General features: G+C 36.2%; 13 protein-coding genes. 3 read left to right on the forward strand and 10 right to left on the reverse strand.

Annotated elements, in window-relative coordinates; all coding sequences use genetic code 11:
* Window positions 1-110 precede the first annotated feature (110 nt).
* The 3 genes from OLM53_RS13235 to OLM53_RS13245 all read right to left on the reverse strand — a co-directional run bounded on the left by OLM53_RS13235 (window position 111) and on the right by OLM53_RS13245 (window position 4,814).
* Window positions 111-2,414: a zinc-dependent metalloprotease gene (locus tag OLM53_RS13235; protein WP_264520695.1), complete on the reverse strand. Its 2,304-nt coding sequence runs from the start codon at window positions 2,412-2,414 to the stop codon at window positions 111-113.
* Window positions 2,415-2,549: 135 nt separating this feature from the next.
* Entirely contained in the window at window positions 2,550-4,220 is a 1,671-nt protein-coding gene (gene ggt / locus OLM53_RS13240; RefSeq protein ID WP_264520696.1) for a gamma-glutamyltransferase, read from the reverse strand.
* Window positions 4,221-4,223: 3 nt separating this feature from the next.
* Entirely contained in the window at window positions 4,224-4,814 is a 591-nt protein-coding gene (locus OLM53_RS13245; protein ID WP_264520697.1) for an acyl carrier protein phosphodiesterase, read from the reverse strand.
* Between the two features lie 142 nt (window positions 4,815-4,956).
* Here OLM53_RS13245 and glmM point away from each other — a divergent pair, with 142 nt between their 5' ends.
* Window positions 4,957-6,345 carry a phosphoglucosamine mutase gene (gene glmM / locus OLM53_RS13250; RefSeq protein WP_264520698.1) on the forward strand — a complete coding sequence of 463 codons (1,389 nt, stop codon included), beginning with the start codon at window positions 4,957-4,959 and terminating at the stop codon, window positions 6,343-6,345.
* Window positions 6,346-6,409: 64 nt separating this feature from the next.
* On the opposite strand, the gene OLM53_RS13255 is transcribed toward glmM, so the two are convergent.
* The 7 genes from OLM53_RS13255 to OLM53_RS13285 form a co-directional block, all read right to left on the reverse strand.
* On the reverse strand, window positions 6,410-6,820 hold the full coding sequence (locus OLM53_RS13255) for a hypothetical protein (RefSeq protein WP_264520699.1): 411 nt from the start codon (window positions 6,818-6,820) through the stop codon (window positions 6,410-6,412).
* A gap of 16 nt (window positions 6,821-6,836) precedes the next feature.
* Window positions 6,837-7,271: a VOC family protein gene (locus tag OLM53_RS13260; RefSeq protein ID WP_264520700.1), complete on the reverse strand. Its 435-nt coding sequence runs from the start codon at window positions 7,269-7,271 to the stop codon at window positions 6,837-6,839.
* A gap of 24 nt (window positions 7,272-7,295) precedes the next feature.
* Complete coding sequence (locus OLM53_RS13265) at window positions 7,296-9,053, reverse strand: DUF885 domain-containing protein (protein ID WP_264520701.1); 1,758 nt, start codon at window positions 9,051-9,053, stop codon at window positions 7,296-7,298.
* Between the two features lie 68 nt (window positions 9,054-9,121).
* Window positions 9,122-10,588: a lipopolysaccharide biosynthesis protein gene (locus tag OLM53_RS13270; protein ID WP_264520702.1), complete on the reverse strand. Its 1,467-nt coding sequence runs from the start codon at window positions 10,586-10,588 to the stop codon at window positions 9,122-9,124.
* A 6-nt stretch (window positions 10,589-10,594) separates the two neighbouring features.
* Window positions 10,595-11,890 (reverse strand): glycosyltransferase family 4 protein, encoded by a 1,296-nt coding sequence (locus tag OLM53_RS13275; protein WP_264520703.1) that lies wholly within the window; start codon window positions 11,888-11,890, stop codon window positions 10,595-10,597.
* Window positions 11,890-14,385, reverse strand: coding sequence for a YfhO family protein (locus OLM53_RS13280; protein WP_264520704.1), 2,496 nt, complete (start codon window positions 14,383-14,385; stop codon window positions 11,890-11,892). Before OLM53_RS13280 ends, OLM53_RS13275 begins: the two co-directional genes overlap by 1 nt.
* 89 nt (window positions 14,386-14,474) lie before the next feature.
* Complete coding sequence (locus OLM53_RS13285; protein ID WP_264520705.1) at window positions 14,475-14,726, reverse strand: DUF4834 domain-containing protein; 252 nt, start codon at window positions 14,724-14,726, stop codon at window positions 14,475-14,477.
* Between the two features lie 124 nt (window positions 14,727-14,850).
* On the opposite strand from OLM53_RS13285, the gene OLM53_RS13290 reads away from it, so the two are divergent.
* Both OLM53_RS13290 and OLM53_RS13295 read left to right on the forward strand, forming a co-directional pair.
* Window positions 14,851-15,816: a transporter gene (locus tag OLM53_RS13290; protein ID WP_264520706.1), complete on the forward strand. Its 966-nt coding sequence runs from the start codon at window positions 14,851-14,853 to the stop codon at window positions 15,814-15,816.
* Window positions 15,817-16,935 (forward strand): GTP cyclohydrolase, encoded by a 1,119-nt coding sequence (locus tag OLM53_RS13295; RefSeq protein ID WP_264520707.1) that lies wholly within the window; start codon window positions 15,817-15,819, stop codon window positions 16,933-16,935.
* Window positions 16,936-17,174 lie beyond the last annotated feature (239 nt).

Genomic DNA, 17,174 nt, shown 5'->3' on the forward strand with positions numbered 1-17,174 from the left:
TTAAATTTAAATGTTCGTTGCTTTGTTTTCTTGAGTTTCTTTTTAATAAAAAAATCCTGTTTAACATTGCTAAACAGGATTTCAAAATATTTTAGTTTTATAGAAGAGTATTAGTTAATGAAAATTTTCTTCACTACTTTTTTATCTCCATCTTTAACAGAAACCAAATACACTCCAGATTCTACTAAATTCATATCAACATTCTGTGAAAAGAATCCAGTGTTGGAATACACTTTTTGAAATATGCTTCTTCCTCTTATGTCAAACACATCAATTGCTATATCATTTGTGCTTGAAGAATTGAATTGTACTGTAAAGTTTCCTTTGTTTGGATTTGGATACAAAGTAAAATTACTCATTTCTAATTGTGTTGTTGCTAAAGGTGCTGTAATCGTAAAGTCTTGCGTATTCACATTAAAAAATACATTTCCAGATGCTTTTACCATAAATCGGCAAGTAGAAGATTGAATATTTGGCACTACAATTGAAGCCGAACCATTATTTGGTAATGCCGAAGCTACTAAAGTAGAAAAAGTGGCATTGGTACCGTCATCATTTGTGGCCAAGTAGATATCAACCGTTGAAGCACCAGCTAATGTGCTTGTACTAGCTACATTCCAAGTAACGGTTTGAGTAGAATTACCAGGATAAGAAATACCAGTAGCAGATTGTGAAGTAACTGTAAACGGACCTTTAGTTGCATCAACGGTAACTTTCATATCGTCAAAATTAGTTTCGCCACCTCCGGCAACATTATCTCTAACGGTTAGTCTAAAATTTAAAACTCTAGCTACTGAATTTAAAGCCTCTACAGCTATACCTTGACTTCCATCACCAATAGTCGTTTGAGCGTTCGCTAATACAGTAGCCATTACGGGAAAGTATTTGTAAGGTAATGCACTAGGGGTATAGGATATCCAATTTGGGCCTATTGTTTTGGTAACTTTTGCCACACTATTTGCCCCAGTCTGAGAACCACAATTATCATATTGTTCCCAGCAATAAGTTAATACAGATGGACTAGTTGATGTTGCCGCTCCAGTTAAGACAAAAGGAGTGCTTTTAGGTATAGTATAATCTGTACCAGCATTCACAACTGGTGCTGCATTAGCAAGTGTTACTTCTGTTGGACAAGAAGTGGAATTCATATAGGTTTGAATTTGACCAATACTAGCTGCATGATAAATATCAATAGAATGTTGTGCTGCATCATAGTTGGTAATCCCAGCATAACCCATAATCGTTATACCTGAACCTATTTCCATATTTACTCCAGTTCCTTCACTGCTATCAGAGAAAGTGTGATTAGCCCCCATTTGGTGTCCCATTTCATGCACTACATAATCAATATCGAAATTATCACCCATTGGAACTCCATCAGCTGGAGAAGTGATTCCAGAACCTTTGTTCAAATCAGTTGTGCTTGAGGTATCATCTACACATACACAACCAATACAACCTGCATTTCCACCACCACCAGTAGCACCAAACATATGTCCAATATCATAGGCAGCATTATTAGCTGCTAATGTAGTACTAGCACCTGTTAATTTTGTGCTTAAAGTATTTTGAAGTTGTGCATTCCAACTGTTTAAATTGGTTGAATACGGGTCGGTTGATGGGTTGCAATAAATAACATTGGTAGTTTGAGCTACCAAGTTCATGTGTATCGCTAAATCTTTTTCATAAACTCCGTTACAACGAGAAAGAGTTGCATTAAATGCGGCTAAAACTTTTGCTTTGTCGGTAGCATTACCTGCTGTACTAGCACCAAAATAGGCAGCATATTCACCATTACAAGATAAAGCCAAACGGACATTTTTTAAAGTACCTGAGTTTGATCTATTGGTTGAAGCAGATTTCCCAGTGATAGTTGGATTTTTTGGTTCCGTTGTTGTAGAACAAACGAAAGGAATAGCGGCTTTATTTCGAGCTGAATTGTATACTACATATACATTGGCATCAGTAGCATAAGGCTCCATAAACTCACTTGCTTTATCGGCTCTTGAAACCATAGTTTGTATTCCTTGTGGAGAAATACTCAATCGCAATTGGGCATGAGGATCCTCAACACCAATACCTACATAGGCTCTTATTTCAGGAAATTGTGATTGCAATTCGGGTGTAAAATTAGAAGCTTCAAACATTTTAAAATGTTCTAATTGACCATTGGTATTAGGGATGGTCAGGATTACTCCATTAGAACTCACATATCGGTCTGGAGCTGAATTTAAAACTTGTTTGATGTTGTCAAAATTTAATTCATACAAATCAAAAGTTTTAGGGAAAGAGAGGCGATTTACGTTTTTGGTTTTAGTAAATGGTAAACCACTGTAAGGTTTCCAAATTCTATCACTTTGAGCATTACTCAACAAAGAGAAAGAAATGGATAACAAAAGAATAATTTTTTTCATTAGGTTTAATAAGTTTGTTAATTGAAAAAAACAATTTAGGGTAAAAAAACCCTACCGTTTTAAGGGAGTAAAAATAAATATTTTATTTCTTTTTTTGATTTGAATTACAAGAAAAAGTTTCTTTAGTGTTTTAGACTAAAATCCCGCGGCTTTATCATCTCCTCGAAAGTCAGCACCACCTTCCAATCTTTTGTCCGATTGTATCAAGATGGCGTCTACTTTACCTAGAACAGGGGCTAGTTTTTCATTGATTTTATAGCCTTTAGTCGATAGCCTTTCCAAGGTTGATTTATCAAATTTATCTGGCTCCACCATAATGTCTTCTGGCAACCATTGATTGTGAAATCTTGGAACATTAACCGCTTGTTGCATGGTCATATTAAATTCATACACATTCAATATGGTCTGTAAAACCGAAGTGATAATAGTAGAACCGCCAGGAGAACCTAACAGCATAAAGAGCTTTCCGTTTTTCTCCACAATAGTAGGCGTCATCGAACTCAACATTCTTTTTTGTGGTGCAATACTATTGGCTTCAGCTCCAACCAACCCATAAGAATTTGGGATTCCAGGCTTCGAGGAGAAGTCGTCCATTTCGTTGTTTAAAAAGAATCCCAGTTCGTCACAATATAACTTTGAACCATAAGCGCCATTCAAAGTGGTGGTTACCGAAACCGCATTGCCTTCAGCATCTACAATAGAGTAGTGGGTGGTTTCATTGCTTTCGTAAACCGATACATCGCCATGGCTGACTTCACTAGAAGGGGTGGCTTTATCAAAAGAAAAATTGCTCATTCTATTTTTTAAATACCTTTCGTTAAGCAATCCTTTTAGTGGAATTTTGACAAAATCAGGGTCGCCTAGAAAGTAGTTTCTATCGGCATAGGCTCTTCGTTCGGCTTCAGTTAAAAGCTGAATATATTGAGTTGAATTCTGTTTGAAAGTCGACACGTCATATGGTTCAATCATCTTCATGATTTGTGCTAATGTAATTCCTCCGCTTGATGGTGGTGCCATCGAAATAATGTTTAATTCTTTGTACTTGAAGGTAATCGGTGTGCGCCAAACTACTTTATAATCGGCTAAATCTTTCATCGAGATAATACCGCCTTTTTTTTGCAAGAAAGTCACGAGTTTTTTAGCTGTGTTCCCTTTGTAGAATTCATCTTTCCCGTTCTTTACTATTTGTTTTAAGGTTTTGGCTAATGTCAAATATTTAATGGTGTCACCTACTTGAAAGGATTTATTGTATAATGTTTTGTCTCCGCTTATTTTGACAATAATTCCTCTATATTCATCCAACTTAGCTTTTTCTTTCTCGGTTACTACAATGCCTCTTTGTGCCAAAGTAATAGCCGGTTGAAATAAGTCTTTTAAAGGGAGCTTCCCCAACTTCTTATGTACTTCAAATATCCCCGCCACACTTCCTGGGATACCAACAGACAACGCGCCATCCGTACTTAAATTGGGAATTACATTGCCAGCTTTATCTTGATACATGTTTTTAGTCGCTTTCTGTGGAGCTTTTTCGCGAAAGTCTAAAGAACCAATAGTACCATCGGCTTTTCTGTACACCATAAAACCACCACCAGAAATGTTTCCTGCATAAGGATAAGCTACTGCTAGTGCTAATTGTGTCGCTACCATCGCATCAAATGCATTACCGCCTTTTTTCATAATAGCTACGCCAATCTTAGACGCTTCTTCCCGTGCCGAAACCACCATGGCTTTATCAGCAACGAGTCCTTTTTGTTGGGAGAAAAGACACTGCGATATCAGTAACCATAAAAACAAACCTCTTTTCATAAATTACCTATTCAGTTCTTTTAATTTCGCCTTACAATGTTGGGTCAATTCCTCAAAAAACAATTGGAACTCGGTATCAAATTCGGTGTAGTACTGTTTTAGCTCTACAATAGATTCGTGCATGTCCACCCGATTCATCGTGCGATGGTCCATTTGAAACATAATCATTTCCAACCCTTCAATCGTAGCATAGCGTACCAACCAATTGCGTCCTATCATAGAAGGCAGCATGTTCTGTACTTTTTCGGTAAGCAATTCGCGATTGTCGGTTAGGAGAGTATAGAAGTTGGTAGCATAGTCTTCCAGCTTCTCATCAGAATATAAATGCCAGTTCTTGGCTAAGAAATGATCGTAGAAAATATCCATAATCACACCCGAGTAATGGCCGTACTTTTCGTGTAAACGGTGTTTACTTTGCCTATAAATAGGATGCATATCAGTAAAACTATCGATAGAGCGGTGGAGTAAGATCCCTTTTTTGATATCCTCTTGATAGGCTTCATAACTATTTCCTCGAATACTATCCGCCATGAAGTTCCCGATTTTCACCAAATCGTTATCGCCTGAAAGATAAATGTGCGCTAGGAAGTTCATGTGCCTAATTTAAGAATTTTATATTAGAAACCAACAGTTGTTCTTGATACAATTTCGACTTTGTCAAATTCACACGAACTGACGTACCGAAAAAGGCAATTCATTATATTTGCAGCTCATAATACAAAACTAAAAACTCAAAATGACGTTAATCAAATCTATATCAGGTATTCGCGGTACCATCGGCGGACAAGTGGGCGACAATTTAACACCAGTAGATGCTGTAAAATTTGCTTCAGCCTATGGCACTTTTCTAAAGAACAACATCAAAAAAGACAAGTTAAAGGTAGTTATCGGACGTGATGCTCGTATCTCGGGACCGATGATTCACAATTTGGTGGTGAATACGTTGATTGGTTTAGGGATTGATGTGATTGATTTGGGGTTATCCACTACGCCAACAGTTGAGGTAGCTGTTCCTATGGAAGAAGCGGATGGAGGCATTATTTTAACGGCTTCTCACAACCCAAAACAATGGAATGCATTGAAGTTATTGAATGCTAAAGGCGAGTTTTTAAGCGGAGCAGAAGGGGCTATTATTTTAGAGATTGCCGAGGCTGAAGCGTTCACCTTTTCGGATGTGGATTCCTTGGGAGAAATTACCGTGAATGATGCTTACATGGATATTCATATTGATGAGGTCTTAGATTTACCTTTAGTTGATGCCGAAGCGGTAGCTAAAAGAAAGTTTAAAGTAGTGGTGGATGGTGTGAATTCTTCGGGTGGGATTATCATTCCGAAGTTATTAGAGCAAATGGGCGTAGAGTGCGTGAAATTATACTGCGAACCTAATGGTCATTTTCCCCACAATCCAGAACCATTGAAAGAACACTTAGGCGATATCTGTAAATTGGTGGTAGAGGAGAAAGCGGATTTTGGAATTGTGGTGGACCCAGACGTAGATAGATTAGCTTTCATTTCAAATGATGGCGAAATGTTTGGAGAAGAATATACCTTGGTCGCTTGCGCTGATTATGTATTGAGTAAAACTCCAGGGAATACCGTTTCGAATATGTCCTCTTCTCGTGCCTTGCGTGATATTACCAATAAGCACAACGGAAGCTATCAAGCCAGTGCAGTAGGAGAGGTGAATGTAGTTGAACTGATGAAAAAAACCAATGCTATCATAGGGGGTGAAGGAAACGGCGGTATCATTTATCCTGAGTTGCATTACGGAAGAGACAGTTTGGTAGGGGTGGCGTTGTTCTTAACGTATTTGGCAAACCAAGACAAAACGGTGGCCGAATTAAGAGCATCCTACCCACAATACTACATGAGCAAAAACAAAATTGAGTTGACGCCACAAATAGACGTAGATGCGATATTGGTAGCCATGACCGAGAAATACAAAAACGAAGAAATCAATACCATTGATGGGGTAAAAATAGACTTTGCCGAAAACTGGGTACACTTACGCAAATCCAACACCGAACCGATTATCCGTATTTATACTGAAGCCGCCACACAAGACGAAGCCGATAAATTAGCGTTAAGAATTATTGAGGAGATAAAGGCTGTAGCTGGGATATAAATTGAAATAAACAAAAAGCCTCGAGAAATCGGGGCTTTTTTATAAAGTACTATTTCAGTAAAAACTAATCGTCTCCTTCCTTTAGGGAATACTCTCTAGTATATTTTGTAGCAATGAGTTTAACATTCTCCGGAATTAGATTCCCTTCTTTATCAATAGCATTGTTCTTGTACAAAAGTTTAACTATTCTTGACATAGTGGTATTTAATTCGATACTGGTATTTAACCCTTTAAAAGCGATTTGAAGATAGGTTCCTGGTTTGGCTTGGTTGGGTAGTTTGTCAATAGTAATAATTACTTTGCCCTCCAAATTACTGATAGAGCAATCTTCTTTGTACATCCCACAGTCGCTCACTTTTAGGTAGGGGGTATCATCTACATAAGCAATATTGTCTTTGATTTTTACTTTTTGGGCTGTTGCGAATTGCATGCTTAGTGCAAATAATAAGATGGCAATTATTTTGATATTCTTCATGGTTTACGTTGTTGAATTATTGTTGAGGTACTTCGTCAAAGTTGACCATCCAATGAATGCCAAATTTATCAATAAACATCCCGAAGTAGGCGCCCCAAAAGGTATCATTCATAGGCATAAAAGCATTTCCGCCAGCGGATAATCCGTTGAAGATTTTGTCTGCTTCGGCACGACTTTCGGTATTGATAGAAATCGAAACATTAGCTCCCATTACCACATCACCGCTTTGTGAATTGCTATCGCTTCCCATTAAAATGGTATTGCCAATGGGTAACGATACGTGCATTACTCTTTCAGCATCTTCTGCCGTGAGTGGAGGACAATTGTCATCAGCAGGCATGTCTTTGAATTTTCCCATATAAGGAAACTCACCACCAAAAACAGATTGATAAAATAGGAAGGCTTCTTCGCAATTCCCGTTAAACAGTAAATAAGGATTTATGTATGCCATGGTTTATTAATTTAGGATTTAAACTTATTGCAACATACGTTCGCGAATGTATTTCACCGGAGAACTTCCAAAGCTCAAGAATTTCTCGTGGAAATCTTTTAAGCTATACTTGTCGCCCATTTTCTTTTTGTAATCTTCTCTAAGCTGTTGAATAGCTGTTGAACCACTAAAGTAAGAGCAAAGTTGTACTTGAGAAACGGTGGCACGGTGGTACTTTTCTTCCACTTGTTGATCCGTTTGAAAACACTCTTTGGTTAATAGTTTTACGATGTCAGCTTTTGGAGTATTTAAACACTGAATGTCATAATCAATAATCACGTTGGCTAACTCACGAAGTTTCCAAACACCAAGAGCTAATTCAATTTCAGGTTCGTGATTGCCCCAACCGTTTTCTACCATCATGCCTTCGCAATACACCGCCCAACCTTCAATCATAGCACCATTTTGGAACACAGAACGCAAGACATCCGGTGATTTTTTGTTGTTGTAAATCCCTTGCACGCAATGACCAGGCACGGCTTCGTGGATGGATAATATTTGAGAAGAATACGAATTGGTTTCGCGTAAAGCGCTTTCGGCTTTGGCAGGAGGATATTGTGTTAAGTCATCAATATTGTAATAAGTGGTTCCCTTTTTTTGGTAAGGCGGAATAAACTCTGCATTAGCCATGGCAAAACCTCTGGCGTAAACTGGCATGTAACGCACTACAATCGGTGTTGATGCCGTATCAAAATCAAATAAGTTTTTTTCGATGATGAACTTTTTCAATTCGGTTACCTGTTTCTTTAAGGTTGGATAAAACTCAGCAGGCGTAGGGTGATTTAACTGCATTTTGCTCAACACCATTCGGATTACTTCTAAGCTGTCTTTGGGTTTGGCAGTGGTTGGGTAATATTTGGTCCACACTTTATCGGCAGTGACAAACATTTTGTTGTGCCATAGTTTCTTATCGGCAATAGCCTTTTCATAAATCTGTTCTGGAGTAAAGTCGGTTGCTAAATCGTATTTAAACTTTTCAGCAAATAGTTTTTTCCCTATTCTAAAGTCTTTGAACTTGAAGTTTTTATCGGCATCTATTTTTTGTAAACCACTTACATAGCCATTCATAGCTGTGATGGCTTTGTTGATGTTTTTTTGTAAACTTTCTTTATCGGCTGTATTTAGTTTAGAGGCAGCAATAGAATCGTTTAAGGACTTGCCAAAGATTTCCAAACCTCCTTTATTTTGATTGATGGCCATTTCCAAATGTTCTTTGGTAGGTTGTTTCAAGTTTTCCAAAGCCGCTTTATAGTAGGCATCCGAGTTCTCTAAAAAGTGAGACAATATTTTTAAGCGTTCCTCTAAAGGCGCATAAGGTTGGTTGATGATATAGTCACAAGAACCGCTGATGTTGTAGATAGAAGCATCCCATTCTTGTTGTTTGAAAACAGTGGTATACCAAATGTCGCTTTCCAATTGGTTTTTGATAATATCACTGCTGATTTTATTGTTATCGCTTAGTTGGTCATAATCTAAAGCGGCTAAATCGGCTAACCATTTTTTAGAAAAAGCCACATTAGCCTCAAATGAAGCAGTATTTGGGACTACTAGTTTGTCGTAATATTTGCCATACCCTTGCGCTATAGAAAGGGAAGGATATTGTTTCCAATAGGCGTCTAAGAATTTGGTTTCAAATGACGCAAAGTTTTTGTCGGTATCTGCGTTGTTTTCTTTTTTATCAGATTTACAGCTAACGAATGTAATAGTAAGTAAAACAAGAAGTCCTGCTAGTATTTTTTTCATGAGTTTGGTTGGTTTAATTATTTCGGATTACGAATTTACAAAAAAACCAAAGTCTTTATGCGAAAAAACTAAAGCAACTTCACTTTTCTTAAAACATTCTCAATAACGCCGTTGACCTCTTCCGAAATTTGAAGTTTGTAATTCAGATAAACATACAAAACACTAACCAAAATCGATTTCAATCCGATATTAATGATAGTGTGAAACGGGAAGTCCCAGAAGTAAAATAGTGAAAAACAAAGGGCCAATATGGCTAATGATTTCAAGGTGTTATTGGTAAACGGATACAAATCCATTTTCTTAACCACGAAGATCAGTTTGATGGTATTATATATAGCCACGGTAAGCAAAGTAGCAAAGGCCGAACCTTCAATACCGTAAAGTGGAATAAAAACCATGTTCAAAACTATCATCAATGCCACAGTAAAAACGCCAAATAATAAAACAGTTCGATAGTGTTTAGTATTGACGATAATCGAGTTGTTGTTTCCAAGCAACACATCATAGAATTTGGATAATCCGATAAGGAATACTACCAAAATTCCACCACTATAATCTTTCGGAATCAGATGGTACATTTCTTTGATGTTGACAAAAATCAGTATCATGATAAAGCCACCTATCACTTGGAGGTTAATGGCACTTTTTTTATATAGATCATTCAGTTCATCGTGTTTGTTTTCTACCATTAATTTGGCGGTAATTGGAGCAATAATTTGAGTCATGGCTCGACTTGGAACCGCAATTACGGTTGAGATAAAAATCGCAACAGAGTACAAGGCATTTTCACTTATCGGAAGGTATTTAGCAATCATTACTTTATCGAAATCGATTAGCATTACAGCAACACCGCCCGAAACAATTATGAAAATCGAATAATAAACGATTTCCTTAACGTTTTCGGGAATGGCAAATCGCAATACCGGCATTTTAACCGAAAAAGCATAGAGTTGCATTCCGATCAATTGCGCTAAATAGGCAATGGCAACACAATAGACAAAAGTATCTTTGGCAAGCCAGTCGAAATGGACTGCTACTAATAAAATCATTACGATAAACCGCAACAAAACTTCATAAATGAAACTTCCTGTGACTGATTTCATATGAACTTTTGCCCAAGCATAAAAAACCTCGCAATAAGCCATAAAAAGGCCAATTAGTGGAATAAGCCAAAAAAATGGTTTAAGTATTGGGTTTTCCTCAATCCAGCTGTGTGAAATTTCATCGTAAAAAATATAAAAGGCTAAAGCAACAGGTAGGATTAAAGCAAGTGGAAGAAAGAGCATAAACGTCAGAAACTCGTCGCGTTCTTTTTGATTTTTATACGAAGAAAAGAATCTAATTAAAGTATTCTGTGCTCCAAAAGCCATCAACGGCATCATGATATTGGCTCCCGAAAGAATTGTAGTTATGACTCCGTAATGCTCTTTCCCGAGAAAATTAGTGTAAAAAAACAAAGCATTAATCCCGCCAATCCCAAAACCAAGAAAGGTAAGAAAGGTGTTTTTGATGGATTGACTTTGAACGATGCCCATATTAAATTACGAATTACGAATTACGAGTTTTGACAATTGTTCCGTTAGGCTTTTTCTAGAATATTGCTGTAATCCAACCGCATGAACTTTCAAGTTTTGATTTTGGTATTCCTGATAGTACTTCAAAAGTAATGCTTTTAGTTTTTCTTTTTCGTTATAATTAAAGAAAACTCCAGTATTGGTTGTTGTAATGATTTCGGCAAAGTCAGAATCCTTTGGGCCAATGGCTACTATAGGTCTTTCAGAAACCATATATTCAAATAACTTTCCTGGAATGATGCTTTTGGTATCTTGAGAATCGATTTCGATGAGTAATAAAACTTGTGATTTTCTTTGATGCTCCACCGCTTCTTGATGGGAGACGTAGCCTAAATTTTGAATGTAATCTTTTAGTTTAAATTCGGTAATCGTATCCAAAACTTCTTGACTAGTGGCACCTATTAATTTTAGTCGGAAATCGTTTTTGAAGGGGGCATTTTCAGAAACTAATTCCTGTAATGCTTGCCAAAGTATCGTTGGATTTCTTTCGGATAAAAAGGAACCAATATGCGCTAAAGTAAACTTTTCGTCTAAAGCTTGTTTCTCGATTTTCTCCACATCATAGCCATTGGTAATGACTTCAATAGGTTTGGATGTTATGGCTTGGAACTCGGTTTTGGTAGTTTTGCTTGTGACAATTAGGGTATCGGCAGTTGTCAACACTTCTTTTTCTAATGCTTTGTGTTTCTTTTCGGCATACGAAGATAATTTCAAAGCTTTGTGATACCCAATGGTAGTCCAAGGATCACGGAAATCGGCAAACCATTTTACATCTAATTCTTTTTTTAGTGCTAGACCAATTAAATGCAAACTATGCGGCGGTCCCGATGTAACAATGGTATCAATATTATTTTCCTGGATGTATTTTTTAAGATACTTTACAGATGGAGTCACCCAAAGAAAACGCGCATCAGGAATAAAGAGATTGCCTCGAACCCAGAGCAAAGTCTTTTCTAAAAAAGATTGTTTCTTCTGATTGGGAATGATACCCGAACTGATTTTCTTGGTTTTGCTTTTACCAAAAAAAGAAGCCAAACCATAAGGTTCGAAGATGGGTCTTTTGAGAATAATTGCCTTTTCTGAAACTTCGCTTTCTAATCCGTTATCAATAATAGGATAGGTTGGATTTTCAGGAATGTAGACTATCGGCTGGATATTAAAATCGGGTAAATATTTGACAAACTTTAACCAACGTTGCACTCCCGGTCCGCCTGCTGGGGGCCAATAATAAGTGATGATTAAAAGTTTCTTTGGTGCTGACATTACGTCTTTTTTCTGTTATCTAAATATACGCCAGCTATAATGGCCAATACCATAACTATAAAGCTAATCAGTGCAATAAGGCTTCCCGTTTTTACCACTTGTGGCTCAAATTTGAACTCGATGGTGTGTTTTCCTTTTGGGATAAACATACCTCTTAAGGTGTAATCTACTTTTTGGATATCGCTTTCCTTGCCATCGATAGTAGCTTTCCAGCCATTTTTATAATAGATTTCAGAAAAGACAGCATAGCCATTATTGGTGTTATTAGAAGTGTATATCAAATGGTTTGGTTTGTATAAATCGAGTTTTATAAAAGCTAAACTATCTTTAGCAAATGGCAAAGAGATTTCAAAAGACTTTTCATCTTTTTCTTTTTGTCTAACAGCGATTTCTTTAGTATCAATTTTTCCTAAAGCTTTCAGTTCTTCATCAGCAGAATTAACAGCCTCAATTTTAGTTACAAACCAAGCATTCCCATTATGAAACGGATTTACAATTGGAATATCGCCTTTTTCAGTGCCAACGATTAAATACTTAATATTGAAGGCATTGATAACTGGGAGACTTTTAGAAAGTGATAGTGTTTTAGGGTCGATAATGCTACCCAAATCCGACATGCTTTTTTCTATTTGGTACTCGTACACTTCTTTGAAGCGTCTAGGCATAACGGCACTATAACCTCCAATGGATTTGTGGAAGTAAGAAGAACGTGGACTGTAAATTCCTCCAGCTACTTCGTATACTCTAAAGTTTGTAGTGTCTTGTAGTATCAAAGAATCTGCTTGGGTGGCTTGGTAAGGAAGGTCTACCTCTTGAGCGCTTCTGAATTGTTTTCCATCATTACTAACATAATTTTTATCTACAAAGAACAAATCGCCCACCATGAATATTCCAATTAAAATCACAGCGGTATTGGCAGCCAGTTTATTTTTGATATAAAAATAAAGTACTCCAAAACTAACCGCAATTAAAAACCCAGAACGTAATAAATCGGCAGAATACAAATCTTTTCTATCTTCTTTCAGCGCGTCTATGAATTGAGGTCCGAATGCTTTATCAGGATGTTGTTTTAAAGCTTCAATAAGTTGGCTATCAATTTCACCTGAGAAATGGAACATGCTTTTGCAAACAAAGAGTAAAACTATAATTCCTAAGGTTGTGGCTCCTGTTTTCCATAAGCTTTTCCAACGATTTTCTTCATCCGTAAAGAAGGATTGCAGTCCCATAATAGCTAAAGCAGGTATGCACAATTCTAATAAAACTTGAATAGAAGACACAGCTCTAAACTTGTCATACATCGGAACATAATCAATGAAGAAGTCTGTCAGTACCGATAAGTTTTTACCCCAAGAAAGGAGTAATGAGAATACAGCTCCGGCAACTAGAGCGTATTTTATTTTACGTTTGTCATGATACAATGCCAATACAAAAAGGAAGAAAACAACTGCTCCAATATAAGCGGGCGCTGCTACTTGTGGTTGGTCTCCCCAATAGGTTACTGCGTAGTTGTCGGTAAGTTGTTTTGCTTCTTCAGAAGAGGCACCATAATTCAACATAAAATTGTAGACATGAGAATCTTCTCCTAGCTTTTGGTTATTACCGCCTCCAAATAATCGAGGAGAAAATAAGTTTAGACTTTCTACAATTCCATAACTATATTCAGTGATATAATCTCTGTCCATTGAAATGTTGCCTTCTTTTTTAGTACCATCCGTGTTGAAAGTCAATTCGCTTTTTCCACGAGTACTGAAATCAGTGTATTCTTTGGTTGCCATTAAACTTGTGGCATTTACGCCGACTGCAAGAATTATTGCGACTATAAATGTCCCTATGATTTTAGGTAACGATTTTAAGTCCTTTTCTTGATAAAGTTGGTACACAAAAAAGAAACCCATTACTATCAAAAGCAACAATAAATAATAAGTCATCTGGAAGTGATTGGCTGTAATTTCGAGAGCAACGGCCAGCATGGTTAGAATTCCACCATGAATATATTTCTTTCGGAAGACTAGAATAAACCCAGCTACTACAAACGGCATATACCCAATGGCATGGGCTTTGGCATTATGTCCAACGCCGAGAATCACAATCAAATAGGTTGATAATCCGAAGGCAAGTGCTCCAAAGAAAGCTTTTAAAGGATCAACTCTAAAGACTAACATTAAGGCATAAAATCCTAAAAAGTAGAGGGATAAATAATCCGCGGGGCGAGGAAGAAAACGAATAGCGTTATCCAACATTCCGATATAATCATTTGGGTAATTAGCTCCTGATTGATAAGTGGGCATACCACCAAAGGATGAGTTTGTCCAATAAGGTTCGGTATGAGTTTCGGCTCTGAAGTCGATTTGCTCTTTGGCCATTCCAGTATATTTTGCAATATCGGATTGGTAGATTTTTTTGCCTTGAATAACGGGATAGAAGTAGACTAAAGAGATAATAATGAAACCAATAATGGCTAATAGATGTGGATATAACTTTTGCAGTTGCTTCATTTAATTTGGTTTTTTTCCGCTGCGCTTCAAACAATTCAGCTACGCTTCGGGTGTGGTTTAGGTAAGGTGTTCCTGATTGGAGTACTAAATTATTCTATTTCTTCAAAATCAACATAGTCGCCTACGATTTTTTTCTCTTTTGGTTTTTCAGAAGAAGTAGCTTGTGACTGAGTTTGTTGTTGATAATTTTGCTGTTGTTGTTGGAATTGCTGCGAAGCTTTTTCGACTACTTTTTTGGCAATGACTGGTAAAAATAAACGGGCTAGGAATTTAGCAGCATAATAAAAAACTATTATGAAGATAAGCGTATCAATAAGTCCGTTGAAAGATGCGGTTTCCATTGTTAAAATAATTTTGTCAAAAATACTAAATTCCACAATTTAAATTTCGCTTTGCCGTCTTAAATAAATGATAAAATATATTACTTTTGGTTGACAAAGATTCAATGCTTAATCTCCTTGCTTTATGATGAATTTAAAAAAAATGTTAGTGGCTGGTTTTCTTCTAATTTCAGCTACTCAATATGCACAATATACTGATATTATAAATTCCAATAGACCTGGTAAGTCTATGTCAGCATTTTCCGTTGGAAAAACAGTGATTCAAGCTGAGGCAGGATTGTATGCTATTAGAGAAAAGCATGATTTATTGCGATATCAAGCCAACGGTTTTGGGACTGAATTAGATGTTAGATACGGTGCTTTTTTTGATCAATTTGAATTTGATTTAAATACTCAATACCAATATGATTGGTATGAAGCTCCTCTGGTAAATGATACTAGAGGCGGTTTTAAACAAGTTACTGTTGGGGCAAAATATTTGGTTTATGATCCATTTATAAAAGAAGACAAGCCCAATTTATATAGTTGGAGAGCTAATCATAGTTTCAAATGGAGCCAATTTATTCCAGCTGTTGCGGTTTATGCCGGAGTGAATTTAAAATTTGGGAACAATCCGTTTACTTTTCCATCGGACAAAACTATAAGCCCCAAATTGATGGTAATTACACAGCATCATTTTGGAACTAAATGGGTTTGGGTTAATAATATTATTGCGGATAAATACATGACGGATTATCCAACGCTGGGTTTTATATCCACAATGACGAGAGGATTTAATATGCGTTGGTCAGGGTTTTTGGAGTTTCAAGGATATAAAAGTGATTATTATGCAGATACTGTATTTCGTTTAGGAGCGGCTTATTTGGTTCGTGAAAATATTCAGTTGGATGCTTCATTTAGTAAAAACGTAAAAGAAACACCATCGTTGCTTTTGGTCAATATTGGGATGGCTTGGCGTTTTGATAGTAATTATGAAGTCAATTACAAAAGAGTAAAAGGCGATAAAAAAGATAAAAAGAAAGATAAAGAATCAAAAAAAGATAAAGGCAAAAAGCGTAAAGACGAAGTAGAATTAGAAAAGACCAAATAAATGATTACAATAGTCGAAGCCAATACTAAAAAACTACTTAAGGAGTTTGTGTTATTTCCTTTTTTCCTATATAAAAATAATCCTTATTGGGTTCCACCATTAATTAATGATGAGTTAGATACTTTTGACAAATCAAAAAACCCAGCCTTTAAATCGGCAGAAGCTACTTTTTATTTGGCTTACCAAAAGGATAAAATTGTTGGGAGAATTGCTGCTATCATCAATTGGGATGAAGTAAATCATCAGAAAAAGCGTAAAGTGCGTTTTGGTTGGTGGGATGTAATAGATGATATAGAGGTGACCAAAGCATTGCTTGAGAAAGTTTATGAATTGGGCAAAAAAAACAAGTTGGAATATGTAGAAGGACCAATGGGTTTTTCAAATTTGGATAAAGTAGGGGTGCTGACGGAAGGTTTTGATGAAATTGGATCTATGATTACTTGGTATAATTTTCCGTACTATAAAGACCATTTAGAAAAGTTAGTCTACGTTAAGGAGAAAGAATATCTCGAAAACAAGTTTCCGTTTACTAATGTAAAGACAGAGTTTTTTGTAAAACCTAATGAGTTGATAAAAAGACGATACCAACTTACAGCATTAAATTTTACAAATACCAAAGATATTCTACCTTATGTAGACAAAATGTTTGACTTATTCAACGCATCCTATGCTAACTTGTCTTCGTTTGTTGCTATTACCGATGTTCAAAAGGAATATTTTAAAAAGAAATACATCAGTTTCATCAATCCTGAATACATCAAATTTGTTATGGATAAAGATGATAATATGGTTGCCTTTAGTATCGTTATGCCAAGTTTTTCAGAAGCATTGCAAAAGACCAAAGGTAAATTATTTCCTTTTGGATTTTATCACTTACTTAAAGCTAAAAAAGAGAGCAAAGATGTACTCTTCTATTTAATAGGTATTGACCCAGAATATCAGAGCAAAGGAGTTACCGCCATTATTTTCAATGAATACTATATTACCTTTAAAGAGAAAAAGATTCAAAACTGTATTAGAACTCCAGAATTAGAAGACAATCACGCAATTCACAACATGTGGAAGCATTTTGAGCCCGTAACTTTCAAAAGACGAAGAACTTATAAGTTGGATTTATAAAGCTGATGGGATTTATAAAAAATAACCTCTTTGGAAACGAAGAGGTTTTTTTATGTGCAAAAGTAAATTTAGATTTTAATATAAAAAATATAAGAATATTTCTTTATAAATTAGTTAAAATGTGTACTTAATCGATTTTATTTGTATTTTAATCGATAAAATGTTTAATATTGTTATAGTGATTAAGCAGTTAAAAGTTCTACTGTAGAATTGTAAAAGAGTATTTATAATTGTACGAA

This window comes from Flavobacterium sp. N1994 (genome assembly GCF_025947145.1).
Lineage (GTDB): Bacteria > Bacteroidota > Bacteroidia > Flavobacteriales > Flavobacteriaceae > Flavobacterium.